This is a genomic window from Kitasatospora sp. NPDC051164 (assembly GCF_044455625.1).
Taxonomy (GTDB): domain Bacteria; phylum Actinomycetota; class Actinomycetes; order Streptomycetales; family Streptomycetaceae; genus Kitasatospora.
In genome coordinates this window covers 1-17546 of record NZ_JBITFB010000051.1, presented here as the reverse complement: position 1 = coordinate 17546, position 17546 = coordinate 1, and the positions used below count along the sequence as shown (strand labels likewise).

17 protein-coding genes are annotated in these 17546 nt (G+C 72.9%); 6 read left to right on the top strand and 11 right to left on the bottom strand.

Translation table 11 applies throughout. The annotated features are described in order from the left end of the window. Positions 1-19: 19 nt before the first annotated feature. Positions 20-1141, bottom strand: a complete 1122-nt coding sequence (locus tag ACIBEC_RS43380) for a peptidoglycan recognition protein (protein ID WP_360507942.1) — start codon at positions 1139-1141, stop codon at positions 20-22. Between the two features lie 104 nt (positions 1142-1245). Here ACIBEC_RS43380 and ACIBEC_RS43375 point away from each other — a divergent pair, with 104 nt between their 5' ends. The 3 genes from ACIBEC_RS43375 to ACIBEC_RS43365 all read left to right on the top strand — a co-directional run bounded on the left by ACIBEC_RS43375 (position 1246) and on the right by ACIBEC_RS43365 (position 5170). After that, on the top strand, positions 1246-2037 hold the full coding sequence (locus ACIBEC_RS43375; protein WP_360507939.1) for a TIGR03089 family protein: 792 nt from the start codon (positions 1246-1248) through the stop codon (positions 2035-2037). 37 nt (positions 2038-2074) lie between these two features. Then, positions 2075-3349 carry an LCP family protein gene (locus tag ACIBEC_RS43370; protein ID WP_360507936.1) on the top strand — a complete coding sequence of 425 codons (1275 nt, stop codon included), beginning with the start codon at positions 2075-2077 and terminating at the stop codon, positions 3347-3349. Positions 3350-3586: 237 nt separating this feature from the next. Continuing rightward, positions 3587-5170: an LCP family protein gene (locus tag ACIBEC_RS43365; protein ID WP_360507933.1), complete on the top strand. Its 1584-nt coding sequence runs from the start codon at positions 3587-3589 to the stop codon at positions 5168-5170. A gap of 121 nt (positions 5171-5291) precedes the next feature. On the opposite strand, the gene ACIBEC_RS43360 is transcribed toward ACIBEC_RS43365, so the two are convergent. The 3 genes from ACIBEC_RS43360 to ACIBEC_RS43350 form a co-directional block, all read right to left on the bottom strand. Beyond that, the gene (locus ACIBEC_RS43360; RefSeq protein ID WP_360507930.1) at positions 5292-6332 is read right to left on the bottom strand and encodes a glycosyltransferase family 2 protein; all 1041 of its coding nucleotides are present in this window, start codon (positions 6330-6332) and stop codon (positions 5292-5294) included. Between the two features lie 272 nt (positions 6333-6604). Beyond that, positions 6605-9178 (bottom strand): FtsX-like permease family protein, encoded by a 2574-nt coding sequence (locus tag ACIBEC_RS43355; protein WP_360507992.1) that lies wholly within the window; start codon positions 9176-9178, stop codon positions 6605-6607. A 16-nt stretch (positions 9179-9194) separates the two neighbouring features. After that, positions 9195-9983 carry an ABC transporter ATP-binding protein gene (locus ACIBEC_RS43350; protein WP_360507927.1) on the bottom strand — a complete coding sequence of 263 codons (789 nt, stop codon included), beginning with the start codon at positions 9981-9983 and terminating at the stop codon, positions 9195-9197. A 557-nt stretch (positions 9984-10540) separates the two neighbouring features. Between ACIBEC_RS43350 and ACIBEC_RS43345 the strand changes: the two genes are divergently transcribed. Further along, positions 10541-11893, top strand: coding sequence for an LCP family protein (locus tag ACIBEC_RS43345; RefSeq protein WP_360507924.1), 1353 nt, complete (start codon positions 10541-10543; stop codon positions 11891-11893). A gap of 405 nt (positions 11894-12298) precedes the next feature. Here the strand turns inward: ACIBEC_RS43345 and ACIBEC_RS43340 are convergent, their stop codons facing one another. The 3 genes from ACIBEC_RS43340 to ACIBEC_RS43330 all read right to left on the bottom strand — a co-directional run bounded on the left by ACIBEC_RS43340 (position 12299) and on the right by ACIBEC_RS43330 (position 13976). Further along, positions 12299-13090, bottom strand: coding sequence for an arylamine N-acetyltransferase (locus ACIBEC_RS43340; protein WP_360507922.1), 792 nt, complete (start codon positions 13088-13090; stop codon positions 12299-12301). 161 nt (positions 13091-13251) lie between these two features. Further along, the gene (locus ACIBEC_RS43335; RefSeq protein WP_360507919.1) at positions 13252-13746 is read right to left on the bottom strand and encodes a peptidylprolyl isomerase; all 495 of its coding nucleotides are present in this window, start codon (positions 13744-13746) and stop codon (positions 13252-13254) included. A gap of 71 nt (positions 13747-13817) precedes the next feature. Then, positions 13818-13976 (bottom strand): hypothetical protein, encoded by a 159-nt coding sequence (locus ACIBEC_RS43330; protein ID WP_360507916.1) that lies wholly within the window; start codon positions 13974-13976, stop codon positions 13818-13820. Positions 13977-14061: 85 nt separating this feature from the next. Between ACIBEC_RS43330 and ACIBEC_RS43325 the strand changes: the two genes are divergently transcribed. Then, a complete protein-coding gene (locus ACIBEC_RS43325) occupies positions 14062-14439 on the top strand; it encodes a MerR family transcriptional regulator (RefSeq protein ID WP_360507914.1) in 378 nt (125 codons plus the stop codon). A gap of 8 nt (positions 14440-14447) precedes the next feature. On the opposite strand, the gene ACIBEC_RS43320 is transcribed toward ACIBEC_RS43325, so the two are convergent. Continuing rightward, entirely contained in the window at positions 14448-15107 is a 660-nt protein-coding gene (locus tag ACIBEC_RS43320; RefSeq protein WP_360507911.1) for a class I SAM-dependent methyltransferase, read from the bottom strand. A gap of 71 nt (positions 15108-15178) precedes the next feature. Between ACIBEC_RS43320 and ACIBEC_RS43315 the strand changes: the two genes are divergently transcribed. Next, positions 15179-15793, top strand: coding sequence for an NAD(P)H-dependent oxidoreductase (locus ACIBEC_RS43315; protein ID WP_360507908.1), 615 nt, complete (start codon positions 15179-15181; stop codon positions 15791-15793). Positions 15794-15802: 9 nt separating this feature from the next. Here ACIBEC_RS43315 and ACIBEC_RS43310 read toward each other — a convergent pair whose 3' ends face one another. The 3 genes from ACIBEC_RS43310 to ACIBEC_RS43300 form a co-directional block, all read right to left on the bottom strand. Further along, positions 15803-16315, bottom strand: a complete 513-nt coding sequence (locus ACIBEC_RS43310; protein ID WP_360507906.1) for a GNAT family N-acetyltransferase — start codon at positions 16313-16315, stop codon at positions 15803-15805. Positions 16316-16385: 70 nt separating this feature from the next. Then, positions 16386-17252, bottom strand: coding sequence for an oxidoreductase (locus ACIBEC_RS43305; RefSeq protein WP_360507904.1), 867 nt, complete (start codon positions 17250-17252; stop codon positions 16386-16388). A gap of 204 nt (positions 17253-17456) precedes the next feature. Continuing rightward, positions 17457-17546, bottom strand: a 90-nt coding sequence (locus ACIBEC_RS43300) for an acyl-CoA dehydrogenase family protein (protein WP_144385854.1), incomplete at its 5' end; no start/stop codon positions are given.

Here is a 17546-nt window from a genome sequence, read left to right as displayed (position 1 = left end):
GGGAGGCGGCGTCGGCGGGTCAGGGGCTCTGGGTCTGGAGGCGGGTCGCCGCCGCGCGCAGGGCCGGGAGTTGGGCGTAGAGGGCGTTGCCGGGGCATTCGGTGTTGAAGGCGTCGCGGTGGCCGGAGACGGTGTCGAAGTCGACGACGGTGCCTTTGGGGTAGCGGCTGGCGTCGGAGGCCGAGGTGAGCTTGGTGTGGCCGTCGGCGGGTTGGCCGGTGAGGCCGAGTTTCCAGGCGGTGATGGCGGCCAGGCCGTCGAGGAGGGGCTGGGGCGGCTGGTCGCCGCCGTAGGTGCCGATCGCGGCGATGCCGGAGGAGTCGGTGTTGAAGCCGAGGGTGTGGGCGCCGTGGACAGGCTGGTCGACGCCGCCGGCGCGGCCCTCGTAGACGGTGCCGCAGCGGTCGACCAGGAAGTTGTAGCCGATGTCGCGCCAGCCGCTGGTTTTGACGTGGTACTGGTAGATCGCCCGGATCACTCGGGGGGCGTCGCTGCAGGCGTAGTCGGTGGCGGTGGCGGTGTGGTGGACGAAGACCTCGCGGACCGGTCCGGTGTACTCGAAGCTCTGGTCGCGCAGCGACTCGTCGGCGCCCCAGCCGGCCCGGGTGACGATGGCCGGGCGCGGGGCCTGGTGCCCGTCGGCGGGCTCGGGGGGCTCGGCGGGCAGGGTCCGTGCGGCCGGTGCGGTGGCGCCCCGGCCGGGGTCGACGAGTTCGAGCCGCAGTCCGGGCGGCGCTCCTGCCGGGCCGGGCCGGACGTCGACCGCGACGCCGTCGCTGCGGCCGGTCCACAGGGGTGCGGTGGCGCCGTGCGGCGAGTGGTCGGGGCCGTCCTCGGGCTCGGCTTCGAGCCGCCGCCAGTCGCCCCAGCGGCCGGTGTCCGCGTCCCGGGTGCGGATCCGGATGTCGGCGCCGGCGAGTGCGTCCGGCGGGCCGTCCCAGCTGACACCGAGGAGTTCGAACGGCCGGGTGGCGTGCGGGGCGAGGCCGTGGCCGGCGGGCAGCGGGAGCGAGGTGGTCGAGCCGCCGTCGGCGAAGTCGCGGCGCTGGGGGCCGGACGGGTCGGCGGCGGAGGCGGCGGGTTGGACGAGCAGGGCAGCGGTGCAGCCGGCGAGCAGAACGGCTGGTAGTGAAAGGCGCATAATTCGGATCGTCGCCGCAAACCGGACCGCTCGCCACGCCGCCCCCCGGCCGTTCGGCCACCCCTCCCGGCCTCCCACTCGAAGGCCGTAGGCTGGGGCGCACCATGACTGCGCCTTTCGCTGCCGATGCCCACACCCCCGTCGAGCTGCTGCACGCATTCCTGCGCGGCGGCCCCCCTTCGGTCGATCCCGCGGCCCCGCTGGTCACCTTCTACGACGACGCCACCGGCGAACGGGTGGAGTTGTCCGCCCGGACCTTCGACAACTGGGTGGCCAAGACCGCCAACCTCCTGCAGGACGAGCTGAACGCCGGCCCGGGCGACCGGGCGGCGCTGCTGCTGCCCGCCCACTGGCAGAGCGCCGTCTGGCTGCTCGCCTGCTGGTCGGTCGGAGTGGCGGCGGTGCCGGGCGGCGACCCGGCCGCCGCGGACCTGGTGGTCAGCGGTCCGGACGGGCTGGCGGCCGCCCAGGCCTGCGAGGGCGAGCGGGTGGCGCTCGCCCTGCGCCCGCTCGGCGGCCGTTTCCCGCAGCGCCCGGACGGCTTCCTCGACTACGCCGCCGAGGTGCCCGGGCAGGGCGACCGCTTCGCGCCGTACTCCCCCGTCGCCCCGGACGGGCAGGCGCTGGAGACCGCGGTGGACGGGCTGCCGCTGAAGCTGACGGGCGAGCAGACCGTCGCGCTGGCCCGGGAGGGAGCGGCCCGCCTCGGCCTGAAGCCCGGCGACCGTGTGCTGTCCACCCTCTCGTACGACGACTGGGCTGGCCTGGAGGCCGGCCTGCTGGCGCCGCTGGCGGCCGGCGCCTCGGTGGTGCTGTGCCGCAACTCGCAGGCGCTGGACGCCGAGCAGTGGGAGAAGCGGACCGAATCCGAACGGGTGACACTGCGCCTCGGGTGACCCCCCGGCCCGGGCCCGGCGGGTAGGTATCCCTGCCATGGCCGAGGACGACACCGAGCACCCCCCGACCGACGACTCCCCTGCGGAGACCTCTCCGACGGACGTTCCCCCCGCGGACGCTCCCCCGGACGGGACCGGACGCCCGCGCAGGCGCCGGCGGTGGCTGATGATCACCGCCGGCGTCGTCGCGTTCCTGCTGGTCGCGACCGGGGCGCTGCTCTGGATCGCCTACCGCAAGCTGGACGGCAACATCCGGACCGACGCGGCCACCGACCGGCTGCTCGCCAAGCTGGAGGCCGAACGGCCGAGCCGCACCGCCGGCGCGCGGGGCGCCGAGAACATCCTGCTGATCGGCAGTGACGACCGCTCCGGCGCGAACGGCTCCTACGGCTCCGACGCGGGCACCCAGCGCTCGGACACCACGATCCTCCTGCACCTGGCCGCCGACCGGAAGCACGCGACGGCGGTCTCCGTCCCACGCGACGTCATGGTCAGCGTCCCCGCCTGCGAGAAGCCGGACGGCACCCACAGCAAGCCGGCGCTGATGCAGTTCAACTGGGCCTTCGAGACGGGCGGCCCGGCCTGCTCGATCCGTACCGTCGAGCAGCTGAGCGGGATCCGGATCGACCACTACGTGATCCTCGACTTCAGCGGCTTCAAGACGATCGTGGACGCGATCGGCGGGGTCGAGGTGTGCGTGCCGCAGCCGATCCACGACAAGGACGCCAAGCTCGACCTGCCCGCCGGCCGGCAGACCCTGCACGGCGAGCAGGCGCTCGGCTACGTCCGGGCCCGGGAGAGCCTGGGGGACGGCAGCGACACCCAGCGGATGGGCCGTCAGCAGCAGTTCCTGGCCGCGCTGATCCGCAAGGTGGAGTCGCAGGGCGTGCTGCTGAACCCGGCCCGGCTGTGGCCGGTGCTGGACGCGGCGACCTCCTCGGTCCGGGCGGACGGCGGACTGTCCTCGCTCGGCGCGCTGTACGACCTGACCCAGGACCTGCGCGGCGTCCCCACGGCGAACGTGACCTTCCTGACCGCGCCGCGCCGCCCGTACCGCTACGACTCGGACCGGGACGAGTTCGTGCAGCCGCAGACCACCCAGCTGTTCACGGCGCTGCGCGACGACCAGCCCGTCGCCGTCCGGCCGCCCGGGTCGGCGCCGTCGGCGGGCGCGGCGGCGAACGCGAGCCCGGGCGCGGGACCGAACGCGGGCTCCGCCGAGGCGGCGATGGCGGCGGCGTCACCTTCGGCGGGCGCCTCGCCCACGTTCGAGGGACGCACCGCCGACGTGGACGCCTGCGCGCAGCACTGAGCGGGCCCCCCGGGGCGGCGCGGTACGGGTCCGCCCCGGGCCGCCCCGCGCCGCAGGTCGGCGCGGGTGTGTCCGGAAATCGTCTGGTGAAGAACGGAATTTACCTTCGCTTTGTTCACACATGATGCAGATCACACCCGGAACGATTCCCCCATTCAGCTCGTCTACTGTGTCCGGATCGGCCCGTTCAGGACGGGTGGGCCGGAGCCGTGACCGGTCGAAGGTAGGGAACCCCCCGTGCACGAGGAGCAACCGGAATCCGGGCGGTACCGGGTGGACCCGGCGCCCGGTGTCCCCCGGCAGCGCCGCCGGGCTGCCGAGGCACCCGAGGCACCGGCCGGAGAGGGCCGCCGGGACACCCGGCGGCGGGCTGCCGCCCTCGCCAAGCGCAACCGGCGCCGGCGCGCGCTCAAGTGGACCGCCGGGACGGGCGCCCTGGTGATGGCCGCGGGCTGCGGCGGGGCGTACTACCTGTACCAGCACTTCAACAACAACCTGACCTCGGTCAAAGTCCAGCTGGGCGACGAGGCGGAGCGCCCCAAGGCCGCCGGGGAGGCGCTGAACATCCTGGTGATCGGCACCGACAGCCGGGAGGGCCTCGGCCGCGAGTACGGTGACGCGGGCAGCACCGGGCACGCCGACACCACGCTGCTTTTCCACATCGCCAAGGACCGCTCCAACGCGACGGTGGTCAGCCTCCCGCGCGACCTGATGCTGCCGATCCCGGAGTGCCAGAGCGCCCAGGGGAAGAAGATCCCGGGCTCGGCGCGGGACATGTTCAACAACAGCCTCGGCCAGGCGGGACGGGACGCGGGCTGCACCTGGAAGACCGTCGAGAAGAACACCGGGATCCGGGTCGACCACTTCGTGCAGGTCAACTTCGAGGCGGTGAAGACCCTGTCCACCGCGGTCGGCGGGGTCGAGGTCTGCGCGGCCAAGGACATCAACGACAAGGACTCGCACCTCAAGATGACCAAGGGCCGGCACGTGGTCCAGGGCGAGGAGGCGCTGGCCTTCGTCCGCACCCGGCACGCGGTCGGCCAGGGCGGCGACCTCAGCCGGATCCCGCTCCAGCAGCAGTTCATCAGCTCGATGATCCGCAAGATCAAGACCGACGACACCCTGACCAACCCCGCCAAGCTCTACAAGCTCGCGGACGCCGCCACCAAGGCGCTCACCGTGGACGACGGCATCGGCAGCGTGGACAAGCTGAAGGACCTCGCGCTGGACATCAGCAAGGTGGACACCAAGAACATCACCTTCGCCACCGTGCCCGTCGTGGACGACCCCCAGGACAAGGACCGGGTGATCTTCAAGCAGCCGGACGCCTCCCAGGTGTTCGCGATGATCGCGGGCGACCGCTCGCTGACCGAGACGGCCGCCCCGCCCGCGCCCGACGGCGCCGGCTCGGCCGCCCCGACGACGCCCGCCGCCACCGCCCCGGCGGTGGACACCAAGGGCGTCCAGGTGACGGTCCGCAACGGCAGCGGCAAGCGCGGGCAGTCCGGGCCGACCGTCGAGAAGCTCCAGGCGAAGGGCTTCGCCAAGGCCGCGGTCGGCAGCGACGCGCCGGTCGCCGCGAGCACCACGGTCTCCTACCCGGCGGGCCAGGAGGCCGAGGCCGACGCCCTGGCCGCCGCCCTCGGGCTGCCGGGTGACGCCGTGAAGCCGGCCGCGAAGACGGACCCGAAGGCCGGGCTGCTCCTGGTGCTCGGCAAGGACGCCCTGAGCGCGCCCGCCACCCCGGGGGCGGTGCCGACCGCGGCGCCCGAGGACCTCCAGCGGGTGCAGGCGGACGACGTCGACGCCTGCGCCAAGTAGCTGCCGGGGCAGGAGGGTTCCGTCCGCCTCGCGGTGCCCTTCGCCGGTTCGGGCACCGCCGGTGGCCGCCCCCTCGTCCGGCAGCGGCTCGCCCGCGCGGCCGACCCGGCGCGACGGGGCGTCAGCCGGTCTTGGAGAGCAGGTTCTTCGAGGACGGGCTGACGCTGGCGATCACCCGGCGCGCCAGTGAGCGCGGCGAGGTGAGGAAGCCGAAGCCCCAGCTGAGGTGCATGGTCGCGAACGCCACCGGCAGCAGTGTCCTGGCCTTGACGGACAGGCCGCGGCCCTCGGTCACGGCGCCGCCGACGATGCCCAGCAGGTAGGCGCCGGGCACCGCGAGGAAGGCCGGGTGGACGGCCGCGCCGAGCACCAGCCCGAGGGTGACCGCCAGCAGCGCGGCCGGCGGGGCGAGGTAGCGCAGGTTGACCGAGCCGCGGTGGTAGCGGGTGACCACCCGGCGCCAGCGGCCGTAGTCCTTGTACTGCTTGGCCAGCGCCCGCACCGAGGGCCGGGGCCGGTACGTCACCTTGAGCTGCGGGGTGAACCAGACCAGGCCGCCGTCCTGGCGGATCCGGTAGTTCAGCTCCCAGTCCTGGGCGCGGATGAACTCCTCGTTGTAGCCGCCGAGCTTCTCCAGCACCTCGCGCCGGAACACCCCGAGGTAGACGGTGTCCGCCGGGCCGGCCAGGCCTCCGGTGTGGAAGGCGGCGTTGCCGACACCGAGCTTGGAGGTCATCGCGGCGGCGACCGCGTTCTCCCACTCGGTCTCGCCCTCGGCGTGCATGATGCCGCCGACGTTCGCCGCGTCCATCTCGCCCAGCAGCCGGACCGCGGTCGCGATGTAGCCGGGGGTGAGCAGACCGTGGCCGTCCACGCGCACCACTATCGGATGGCGGGAGCCCCGGATCGCGGCGTTCAGCCCGGCGGGCGTCCGGCCGGTGGGGTTCGCCACCGTCCGCACCCGCGGGTCCTCGGCCACCAGCTCGGCGGCGATCTCGTCGGTACGGTCGCTGGAGGGACCGAGGGCGATCACCACCTCCATCGGCCCCGGGTACTCCTGGTCCAGGATGCGCCGGACAGCCGTGCGCAGGTGACGTTCCTCGTTGAGCACCGGCATGATCACGGAAACAGCCGGCAGCTCCTCAGCAGCCTTGGTGTTCATCGGGGCCACCGTACCGGTGCGGACGCGTCCCCGTCTTGTCCCGGTCCGGGCGGCCGCGCACTCCTCGCGGCGCGGCACCGGCACTGTGATCAAGGTCACCGCGCTCTCCCGTCGGCGCGGGCCCTGACCGGGGCGGACGCGGAGTTGGTGGGGCCCTCGGCGCGGCACGCGGCAGGGGCCGGGTGCGGTGCGCACCCGGCCCCTGTCCCGCGTCCCCGTTCCGACGCCCCCCGGCGCCGGAACGGGTCCGTCGCGCTTCAGTCCGCGGCGATTCAGTCCGTCGCGATGGCGGTGAGGACGTTCATCCGTCCCGCCCGGAAGGCCGGGACGAGCGCGGCGACCAGGCCGATCACCACCGAGGAGACCAGGGTGATCGCGATCGTGGTGGTGGGGACGGAGAGCGTCCCGAGGCCCTGGTCCCGCAGGACCCCCTGGGCGGTGACGCCCCAGGCGAGGCCCAGCCCGGTGCCGAGGACGGCGCCGAACACCGCGATCACCACGGACTCCAGCCGGATCATCCGGCGCAGCTGGCGGCGGGAGAGCCCGATCGCCCGCAGCAGGCCGATCTCCCGGGTCCGCTCGACCACCGACAGTGCCAGGGTGTTGACCACACCGAGCACGGCGACCGTGATCGAGAGGGCGACCAGCCCGTAGATCAGGTAGAGCAGGGTGTCGACCTGGGACTGCACCAGCTCCTTGTAGCCGGCCCGGTCCTTGATGGTCAGCTGCGGGTACTCCTTGAGCCCGTCCTCCAGCGCGGTCAGCGTCCTGTCGACGTCGGCGCCGGAGGAGGCCTTGGCGAAGAAGGTCCACACCGGCGGCTGCTCGGCGGCGGGGACGACCTCGGCCATGGTGTCCATGGCGACGAAGGAACCGTCGCCGAACAGCTCACCCTTGGCGAAGACCGCGCCGACCGGCAGCACCTGGGTGTGGCCCTTGCCGTAGTCGACGGTCACCTGGTCGCCGACCTTCAGGCCGTGGTCCTTGGCGAAGGTCTCGCCGATCCCCAGCGAGCCGCGGCCGACCGAGTCCGCCGCACCGGAGTTGACGGTCGGACGGAAGTCGGTGCCGAGGAATCCGGGCGGCACGGCGGTCAGGTCGGTCTTCGCCTTCTGTCCGTCCGGCAGCCGGACCTTGGCGGCCTGGAAGCCCTTCTGGATGGTGACGTGGTCGATGCCCGGGGTGCGGCGCACGATGTCCAGCATCTCCGGGGTGACCTCGGTGCCGCCGCCCGCGATGATGTAGTCCACGCCCACCGACTTGTCGATCTGTGCGCCGGCCGAGGTGACGGCCGAGGAGCTGAACACCGCGGAGGCGATCACCAGCGCCAGGCCGATCATCAGCGCGGCGGCGGTGGCGCCGGTGCGGCGCGGGTTGCGCATCGCGTTGCGCTGGGCGAGCTTGCCGGACGGGCCGAACAGGGCCGGCAGCACCGCGCCGAGCACCCGGACGATGGCCGAGGCCAGCAACGGGCCGAGCACCACGAAGCCGACCAGGGTGAGCACCACGCCCAGGCCCAGGTACTGGCCGCCGGTGGCCGCCTTCTCCGACCGCGCGCCGAGCACCAGCAGGGTGCCGCCGCCCGCCGTCAGCAGCAGGCCGACCGCCGTACGGACCAGGTTGGCGCGGCCCTCGGCCGGGGTGCCGTGGTCGCGCAGGGCGGCCATCGGCGAGATCCGGCTCGCCCGGCGGGCCGGGAACCAGGCCGCGACCAGGGTGACCACGATGCCGAGCGCGTAGCCGGCGACGAACACGTCCGGCCCGATCTGCAGGTCGGCCGCCTTGAGGTCCATGCCGATCGCGTTCATCAGCTTGATCAGACCGACCGCGACGCCCAGGCCTGCCGCGACCCCGAGGGTCGAGCCGAGCACGCCCAGGATCAGCGCCTCGACCAGCACCGAGCGGTTGACCTGCCGGCGGCTGCCGCCGATGGCGCGCAGCAGGCCGATCTCCCGGGTGCGCTGGGCGACCAGCATCGAGAAGGTGTTGATGATCAGGAAGCCGCCGACGATCGCCGAGACGAAGGCGAAGCCGAGCATCGCGTACTTCATGAAGGCGAGGCCGCTGCCGACCTGCTTGGCGTTCTCGTCCTTCTGCTCGGCCGCGGTCTTGGCCTGGTAGCCGCCGCCGACCTTGGCCAGCGCCGCGGCCTTGAGCTGGTCGTTGCTCCGGCTGCCGTCGCCGAAGGCCTCGATCGACGTGTAGGCCGGCTCGCCGAGCAGCTGCTGCTGGGCGGTCGGGGTGTCCAGGAAGCCGAGGGCCGCGCCCGGGTTGGTGGCGGTGAAGGTGGCGATGCCGGCGATGGTGAAGTCGTGCTTGCCGCCGGAGTTCTCGACCCGGATCCGGTCGCCGAGGCCGAGCCTGGCCTTCTTCGCGGTGTCCGCGTCCAGCACCAGCTCACCGGAGTTCTGCGGCGCGTGGCCGGAGGTGATGGTGACCGGGTTGCGCGGGGTGTCGGTCCAGTTGCCGAGCAGGGTGGGCGCGCCGCTGGTCGGGCCGACCAGCTTGTTGGTGGCCGGGTTGACCAGGATCGCGTTCCCGACCATGACCTGGCCGACGGCCTTCTTCACGCCCGGCACCGCGGCGACCTGGTCGGCGAGCGCCACCGGGACGGTCGACGGCTTGGCGGCGGCCTGCTGCTCCTCGTCATCGGCCGGCTTGGGCGGCTGGACCGAGACGTCGGAGGCGGTCGCGGCGAAGAGCTTGTCGAAGGTACTGGTGGCGGTGTCGGAGAACACCAGGGTGCCGGAGACGAAGGCCACCGACAGCACGACGGCGATGAGCGAGAGCGCCATCCGGCCCTTGTGGGCGAAGAAGCTCCGCAGTGAGGTCTTGAGCAGCATGATCGTGTCGTCCCGTCGCTCAGCTGGTGCGCTTGCCGTCGAAACGGCGCATGCGTTCGAGGACGGAGTCGGCGGTGGGCGCGTGCATCTCGTCGACGATCACGCCGTCGGCGAGGAAGAGCACGCGGTCCGCGTAGCCGGCGGCGACCGGGTCGTGGGTGACCATCACCATGGTCTGGCCCAGCTCGTCCACCGAGCGGCGCAGGAAGGTCAGCACCTCGGCACCGGCCCGGGAGTCCAGGTTCCCGGTGGGCTCGTCGCCGAAGATGATCTCGGGGCGGGCGGCCAGCGCCCGGGCCACCGCGACGCGCTGCTGCTGGCCGCCGGAGAGCTGGGTCGGGCGGTGCTTGAGCCGGCTGGCCAGGCCGACGGTCTCCACCACCTGGTCCAGCCAGGCCTGGTCGGGCCGGCGGCCCGCGATGTCCATCGGCAGCGTGATGTTCTCCAGCGCGTTCAGGGTCGGCAGCAGGTTGAACGCCTGGAAGATGAAGCCGATCTTGTCCCGGCGCAGTCTGGTCAGCTGCTTGTCCTTGAGGCCGGTGATCTCGGTGTCGCCGATCCAGATCCGGCCGGTGCTCACCGTGTCGAGCCCGGCCAGGCAGTGCATCAGGGTGGACTTGCCGGAGCCCGAGGGGCCCATGATCGCGGTGAACCGGCCGCGCTGGATGTCGACGTCGACCGCGTCGAGCGCGGTGACCTTGGTCTCGCCGGAACCGTACGCCTTGGTGACCTGACGGGCCGAAGCGGCGACGGCGGAGGCTCCGCCGGGAAGCTGGGGGTCGTACACGGCTGCTGCTGCCGTCGTCACTGGAGTCTCCTAGAGGAAAAATGCGCTCACCCGTTGGCCCCCAGCCTCACGAGCCCGCCCGCCTCACGACATGGCGCGGGCGGTAGTCCTCGACCGGGAGTTGTCTCCACCCTCCCGGTGGACCTGGCCACCGGACGCGACCGGATCGGGCCGCTTCCTGGCGGTGGGGATGTAGGAACCACGTTAGGAGTGGACGGCGGACCGCTCGTCATCCGACGGAATGAAGCGGCTCAACCAAGGTTCTACGGGGCGCGGCGCGTCTCCCCCTAGGGGTCGCCGCGGCCCGTCTCGGGGACGCCCCGTACGGGCCGCGGCCGCGGTTGCCGGCCGGTCAGCGCCGGTCGGTAGCCGGTCGGCGCCGGTACGGGCAGCCGCTCCGGGGCCGTGGCGAGGCCCCCGACGACCGGGGCCGGCAGAGCAGCGCGTACTGCCGGGCGTCCGGGCCTTGGCGGACGTTGCGGCGGAACGATCCGGTACGTGCATCAAAACTGCTACAAGAGGCCTGGCCGGCCCCCCGGGGGGAGTCAGCCCGGCCGGGGTCGGGCATCCTCGACGGCATGAACACGTGGCAGGAGGGCCGCCCCGGGGGCGGCGGGAACCCGTACGGCGGCAACGGCGGAGGCGGCGGGAACCCGTACGGCGCAGGCGGCGGAGGCGGCACGGCGGCCGAGCCGCCACTGCCGTCCTCGCTGAATCCGCGCGGGCCCGGGGCGTCCACGCCGCAGCAGCTGGGCCAGGGGCAGCAGGGGCCCTCCCGGTTCGGCGGCGTCCCGCAGCAGGGGGCCGGCGCGCCCGGCGTCCGCCCCGGCGGCCCGGCCGGTCCCGGATATCCGGGCGGGCCCGGCGGCCCGGATGGGCCGAGTGGTCCCGGTGGTCCCGGTGGTCCCGGCAGTGCCCGGCCGGCCGGTGCGCCGGCCGCCAAGCGCTGGCCGCGGCGACGGATCGTGAAGTGGTCGGTCTTCGGCCTGCTGATCGCCGTCATGGTGACCTCCGTCTCCACCTGGTTCTGGGCGGACTCCAAGCTCAACCACGAGAGCGTGCTCGCCGACTACCCGGGCCGCCCGGCCGCGGGCAAGGGCACCAACTGGCTGATCGTCGGCTCCGACAGCCGCCAGGGCCTCACCGACTCCGAGCAGGACGACCTGCACACCGGGCACGACGAGGGCAAGCGCAGCGACTCGATGATGATCCTGCACGTCGGGGACAACGGGAACACCCTGATGAGCATCCCGCGCGACTCCTGGGTGCCGATCCCCGAACACCCGGGCAGCAACGGCAAGCCGGTCAAGGGCACCACCGCGAAGATCAACTCGGCCTTCGGCGCCGGCGGCGGCCGCCTGCTCGTCCAGACCGTCGAGCAGAGCACCGGCATCCACATCGACCACTACGCCGAGATCGGCTTCGCCGGCTTCGTCGGCATCGTCGACTCGATCGGCGGCGTCGAGATGAAGATCGACCAGCCCGTCAAGGACAAGGACTCCGGCCTCGACCTCCAGGCCGGCGACCAGACCCTCACCGGCAAGCAGGCCCTGGCCTTCGTCCGTCAGCGCCACCAGATGGCCGACCAGGACCTCGGTCGGATGCGCAACCAGCAGAAGTTCCTCGGCGCCCTCGCGCACCAGGCCGCCTCCCCGGGCAACCTGCTCAACCCGTTCACCTTCTACCCGCTGGTCGACTCGGCGCTCGGCACCCTGATCGTGGACGACGACTGCGGGCTGACCGACCTCGGCTCGCTCTTCCTCGCCATGAAGGACGTCAACGGCGGCAGCGGCAAGACGATCACCGTCCCGATCGGCAACGCGGACTACCGAACCAAGACCGGCGAATCCGCGGTGCTGTGGGACGCCAACAAGTCCAAGCAGGTCTTCGACGCCTTCAAGAACGACACCGCGGTGCCGGACGTCAAGTGAGCGAGTGGTGACTTCGAGTGACGACGGCGCCACAATGAGTGAATGTCACGTGCCACCGCACTGATCTACCGCCGTCGCCACCGCCTCCTGGGCCGCCTGGTCCAGGAGGCGCTCGCGTTCTACGGCATGGAGGTGCCGGCCGCGGGTTCACCGATGATCGAGCAGACCACCGTCACCTGCTCGTACGTCACCTCGCCGTCGTCGGCGCTCTGCTCGATCATCGGTGAACCACCTTGCCGGAAAGTCGAGTTCGACCGCGGTTCGACCCGCGTCCGAGGAGAGCGTAAGGCGACGGCGGCGACGGCCGGCGCGATTGCCCGGTTCCGGCCCGGACGATCGCACCCCCGGCTACCCTGCCCCTCCCGCGACCCGGCCGGGCCCGCTCCGGTCCGGCCCGGTCCGGCCTCAGCCGGGCAGGCGGTCCAGCGCGATGCCGAAGTGCTCGCGGTAGGCGGCCGGCGTCTCGGCGGCGGTGAGCTGCCGCTCGCTGCGGGTGCCGTCGGGGGCGGTGCGGATGAGCCGGGTGCCGCTGATCGTGGTCCGGCCGCCGTCCTCGGTGGGCAGGGAGCAGGCGGTCGAGCGGGTGAAGTGCGAGTCGGGCAAGGTGCTCTGCCACCAGCAGGTCGGGGCGAAGTCGGCGAGCGGGTACGGACGCGGGTCGAGGCGGTACTGCGGGGCGCCGTCCATCCGGACGTCCAGTTCGCCGTGGGCGCCGTGCGGGGCGACGGTGAACGTGCCGTGCGGGTCGGACTGCGGGCCGCGCTGGTCCAGGCGCAGTGGGTGCCGGGAGAACCGGCCGAAGCCGACGTCTGCCAGCCAGGGCTCGTCCAGGTCGACCCGCAACGCGAGGTGGCCGAACGGCGGGCCGGGGCGCTCCCCGTCGAAGACCCGTCCGGCCAGCAGGCTCACCCGGTAGCCCAGGGAGCGCAGCAACTCGGCGAAGGCGCCGTTCAGTTCGTAGCAGAACCCGCCGCGTCGCCGGTCCACCACCTTGGCCACCAGGGCCGCCGGGTCCAGGACGACGGGCTCGCCGAGGTGGATGCTCAGGTTCTCGAAGGGGACGGCCCGCAGGTGGGCCTGCTGCAGCCGTGCCAGCGCGCCCGCCGACGGCTCCCCGGGGTCCGGCAGGCCGATCCGCTCCAGGTAGGCCGTCCGTTCGGCGGGTGTCAGGCCCTCGCGCACCGTGTCGTGATCCATCCGCCCATTCCAGCCGGGACGGGGGCACCAGGCCATCGGTCCTTGGGCTTAGGACCTGGCGGCGGTGCTCCCGGGACCGGAAACGCCACCGCCCCGGAAAGGAAAGTCGGACCTGCTGACTTCCCACTCCGGGGCGGTACGCATTGCCAGGGCAGCGGTGATTACTCGACCACGCCGGACTTGGCGATCTTGATGGTGGCCGAGGTGCGGCCGCTCTGCGAACCGAACGACTCGATCTTCTTCACCAGGTCCATGCCCTCGACGACCTCGCCGAAGACGACGTGCTTGCCGTCCAGCCAGTCGGTGACGATGGTGGTGATGAAGAACTGCGAGCCGTTGGTGTTGCGGCCGGCGTTGGCCATCGACAGCAGACCCGGGCGGTCGTGCTTGAGCTTGAAGTTCTCGTCCGCGAACTTCTCGCCGTAGATGCTCTTGCCGCCGGTGCCGTTGTGGTTGGTGAAGTCACCGCCCTGCAGCATGAAGGCCGGGATGACGCGGTGGAAGCCGGAGCCCTCGTAGCCGAAGCCGTTCTGGCCGGTGGCCAGCTCGCGGAAGTTCTGGGCCGTCTTCGGGACGACCTCGTCGAACAGCTTGAAGACGATGCGGCCGGCCGGCTCGTCGTTGATGGTGATGTCGAAGAAAACGTTGGAACTCATGCAGGGATCATGGCATGAGCGGTCGGCTCCCGCGCGGTACCCCCGGGCGGGCGCGGGCGCGCCCCGCCGTGTTATCCGGCGTGCCGCCCCGCGGGCTGCCCTGCCGGCTGTCCCGCCGGCGCGGGGTAGTCGGTGTACCCCTCGGCGCCGCCGCCGCACATCAGCCCGTCGCGGAGCGGGCCGAGTGCGGAAGGCTGGAAGAGCCCCGCGGTTTCCGTGTTCGTCCTCATGCCGGAACGGTGGAAGCTAACATTGATGTCAGGTTCAAGAGGCCTTCACTCGGCTCGGCCAGGCACGGATGACGGGACGGACGGCATGCGGATCGGCGAACTGGCCCGGCGGACGGGCGTGAGCGAGCGCTCGCTGCGCTACTACGAGCAGCAGGGCCTGCTGGCGGCCCGCCGCACCGCCGGCGGCCACCGGGAGTACCCGGAGGCCGCCGTCGACCGGGTGGTGCACATCCAGGAGCTGTACGCGGCCGGGCTGCACAGCCGCACCATCTACAAGATCCTCCCCTGCATGCAGGACGCCGACGGCAGCCCGAGCGAGATCGCCACCCCGCTGCTGGTCGAGGAGCTCACCGCGGAGCGCGAGCGGATCGACCGGATGATCACCGACCTGCTGCGCTCGCGCGAGGTACTGGACGAGGTGATCGTCACCGCCTCCGGGCAGCCGGCGTCCGAGGTCGCCTGACCACCCGGTCAACTGCCGGCCTCCGGCTTGCGGGCCAGCAGGTAGGCCTGCGGGACCTTCTCCTCGCCGTCCGGCTCGCGGACCGTACGGCAGGTGACCGGCAGGCCCGCCTCACGGGCCAACTCCTCGACGTGCTCGGGCCGCAGGCGACGGAAGTCCAGCGACACGGGGTGGCCGAAGGGCTGCTCCAGCCGCAGGGGCTCGTCGCCGACCTGGAAGGCGACCAGCAGCCGACCCCCGGGGGCGAGCACCCGGGCGAACTCGGCGAACACCTCCGGGAGGCGCTCCGCCGGGGTGTGGATGATCGAGTACCAGGCCACCGCGCCGGTCAACTCGCCGTCCTCGAAGGGGAGGTCGAACAGCGAGCCGACGGCGAACGGCACCTCCGGGTAGGCCGCCCGCGCCAGCTCGACCATCCGCGGCGAGAGGTCGATCCCGCACACGTCCAGGCCGAGCCCGTGCAGGTGCTGCGTCACCCGGCCCGGGCCGCAGCCGAGTTCGGCCGTCCTGGCGTCCGGGCCCTCGGCGCGGACCAGGTCGGCGAAGAGCGCCAGCACGGCCCGGTCCGTCGGCATGGAGTCCATCGCGTCCCGGAAGCGGTCGGTGTACTCGATGGCGATGGCGTCGTAGAACGCCCTGGTCGTGGCGAGGAAGTCCGGCTCGGTCATGCTCCGGCACCCTACCCGCGGGCCTCGGCTCGTAGCATCACGTTCGCCAACCAACGGGAGGGGAACGGACGATGAGCACGATCGGGGTCTACCTGGCGCATCCGCGGCCGGGCAGCTTCAACCACGCACTGTACGACGCCGTGGTCGACGAACTGCGGGAGCGCGGCTGCGAGGTACGGGCCCACGACCTCTACGCGGAGGGCTTCGCACCGCTGCTGACCGCCGGGGAGACCGGCACGGTGGACGCGGCGGACCACGCCGACGATGCCCACCTCGCCCTGCACCGCGCCGAAGTGGCCACCCTGGACGCGCTCGTGCTGATCCACCCCAACTGGTGGGGCATGCCGCCCGCCGTCCTGGTCGGCTGGACACAGCGGGTCCTGGTCCCCGGCGTCGCGTACAAGCTCGGCACGGCCGACGGCGAACCGGCCGGGCTGCTGCGGGCCGGGCGGGCCCTGGTGCTGAACACCTCGGACACGCCCGAGGAACGCGAGCGCAGCGAGTTCGGCGACCCCCTGGAGCGGATCTGGGCGGCCTGCGTGCTGCCGTACGTCGGCGTCAGCGACGTACGGCGGACGGTGTTCCGCACGGTCACCGACTCGCCCGCCGCCGTCCGGGGCGAGTGGCTGCGGCAGGCGCGGGAGCAGGCGGCGGCGCTGCTCGACCGAGGGGGGCCGGGGGCCTGAGGGGGGAGGCTAGAGGTCCAGCTCCGCCACCGTCTGGTCGCCGCTCAGCTCGCCGGTCGGGCGGAAGCCGAGACGGTCGTAGAACTCCGCCGGGCCGTCCGGGCCGGGCACGTACGTGACGGTGGCGCGGGTGCCGCCGCGGCGGCGGATCTCGGCGCAGACCTGCTCCACCGCGAAACGGCCGTAGCCGCCGCGCTGCGCGTCGGCGTCGATCAGCAGACGCCACAGACCGGAGCGGGCACGGTCGTCGGGCCGCTCCGGGTGGAAACGGAGGTCGAAGAAGGCCATCACGAAGCCGACCGGCACCTCGCCGTCCATGATCAGCCGGGGCCAGGCGGTCTCCCCGTACGCGTACGCCTCGGCCAGCGACTTCACCACCGGCGCGACCAGTCCCTCCTGGTCGGGGCGCACCCGCAGGGCGAGGGCGGCGTCGATGTTCCCGGGGGTGACGGCGGCCAGGCTGAGCTTGGCAGAGGCGGAGGGCGTGGCGGTCGCGGAGGGCGTGGCGGAAGCGGAGGACATGGCGGGCAGCCTAGGGAGCGGGGCTGCCCGCCGTCGCGCGGTTTTCCTCAGGAGCGGGGAGGCCCCGCCGTCACTCGCCGGCCGGGAAGTCGGTGCCGCGGCCGACCGCCGCCCAGGCCTCGGCTTCCTGCCGCGCGCCGTCCAGGTTGCCGAGGACGGCGTCCACGGCGTCGCTGCCGAGCGCGAGCCGCAACGGGGTCCGCTCGGCGGCCAGGGCGGCCAGGATCGCGGCGGCGGCCTTCGCCGGGTCGCCGGGCTGCTTGCCGTCGGAGTCCGGCAGGCCGGTGCGGACCGGGCCGACCACCGGCTCGTACGCGGCGATCGGGGCAGTGTGGGCGAGCGCGCCGCCGCCCGCGAAGCCGGTCCGGAACGCGCCCGGTTCGACGACCAGCACCTTGATCCCGAACCCGGCGACCTCCTGCGCCAGCGCCTCGGACAGGCCCTCCAGCGCGAACTTGGTGGCCGAGTAGGCGCCCACGCCGGGGAACGAGAAGCGGCCGCCCATGCTGCTCATCTGCACCACCGCGCCGGAGCCCTGGGCGCGCATGTGCGGCAGCACGGCCCGGGTGAGCGCGGCCGGGCCGAAGAAGTGCAGGTCCATCAGGTCCCGCAGGTCGCGGTCGGTGTACTCCTCGACGGCGCCGATCAGGCCGCGCCCGGCGTTGTTCACCAGGACGTCGATCCGGCCGTGCCGCTGCACGGCCTCCGCGACGACGGCGGGGATCCGCTCCTGGTCGGTGACGTCCAGCCGGACCGGGATCACCCGGTCCGGATGCGCGGCGGCCAGCTCCGCCAGCGTCTCGGGGCGCCGGGCCGCCGCGACGACGGTGTCGCCGGCCGCCAGGGCGGCCTCGGCGATCGCCTGGCCGAAGCCGGAGTTGGCGCCGGTGATCAGCCAGACCTTGCCGGCCGGGTGCTGCTCGGGGGTGTTGCCCATGTTCCGTGATCTCCCGCGATTGTCGTTCGCTGCCTGTCAGTTGACGATCATTTATGACATCGGGTGCTGGGATCCGTCCAGGATGGTTCGATGCCGGACGACATGACGCGGGGCGACAGGACGTCGGACGGCAGACGGCCCCCGACCGCGGACGGGCGGTCGGGGGCCGTGGGCACCGGGGTCGCTCGTTGCGACCCGGCCGGATTACGGGAGGTTGCGGGCCATGACGATGCGCTGGACCTGGTTGGTGCCCTCGTAGATCTGCGTGATCTTCGCGTCCCGCATCATCCGCTC

Bases quoted from the DNA above. Each gene is read 5' to 3' on its own strand.
- ACIBEC_RS43380 (WP_360507942.1), bottom strand. From the start codon at position 1,141: ATGCGCCTTTCACTACCAGCCGTTCTGCTCGCCGGCTGCACCGCTGCC.
- ACIBEC_RS43375 (WP_360507939.1), top strand. From the start codon at position 1,246: ATGACTGCGCCTTTCGCTGCCGATGCCCACACCCCCGTCGAGCTGCTG.
- ACIBEC_RS43370 (WP_360507936.1), top strand. From the start codon at position 2,075: ATGGCCGAGGACGACACCGAGCACCCCCCGACCGACGACTCCCCTGCG.
- ACIBEC_RS43360 (WP_360507930.1), bottom strand. From the start codon at position 6,332: ATGAACACCAAGGCTGCTGAGGAGCTGCCGGCTGTTTCCGTGATCATG.
- ACIBEC_RS43345 (WP_360507924.1), top strand. From the start codon at position 10,541: ATGAACACGTGGCAGGAGGGCCGCCCCGGGGGCGGCGGGAACCCGTAC.
- ACIBEC_RS43340 (WP_360507922.1), bottom strand. From the start codon at position 13,090: ATGGATCACGACACGGTGCGCGAGGGCCTGACACCCGCCGAACGGACG.
- ACIBEC_RS43335 (WP_360507919.1), bottom strand. From the start codon at position 13,746: ATGAGTTCCAACGTTTTCTTCGACATCACCATCAACGACGAGCCGGCC.
- ACIBEC_RS43330 (WP_360507916.1), bottom strand. From the start codon at position 13,976: ATGAGGACGAACACGGAAACCGCGGGGCTCTTCCAGCCTTCCGCACTC.
- ACIBEC_RS43325 (WP_360507914.1), top strand. From the start codon at position 14,062: ATGCGGATCGGCGAACTGGCCCGGCGGACGGGCGTGAGCGAGCGCTCG.
- ACIBEC_RS43320 (WP_360507911.1), bottom strand. From the start codon at position 15,107: ATGACCGAGCCGGACTTCCTCGCCACGACCAGGGCGTTCTACGACGCC.
- ACIBEC_RS43315 (WP_360507908.1), top strand. From the start codon at position 15,179: ATGAGCACGATCGGGGTCTACCTGGCGCATCCGCGGCCGGGCAGCTTC.
- ACIBEC_RS43310 (WP_360507906.1), bottom strand. From the start codon at position 16,315: ATGTCCTCCGCTTCCGCCACGCCCTCCGCGACCGCCACGCCCTCCGCC.
- ACIBEC_RS43305 (WP_360507904.1), bottom strand. From the start codon at position 17,252: ATGGGCAACACCCCCGAGCAGCACCCGGCCGGCAAGGTCTGGCTGATC.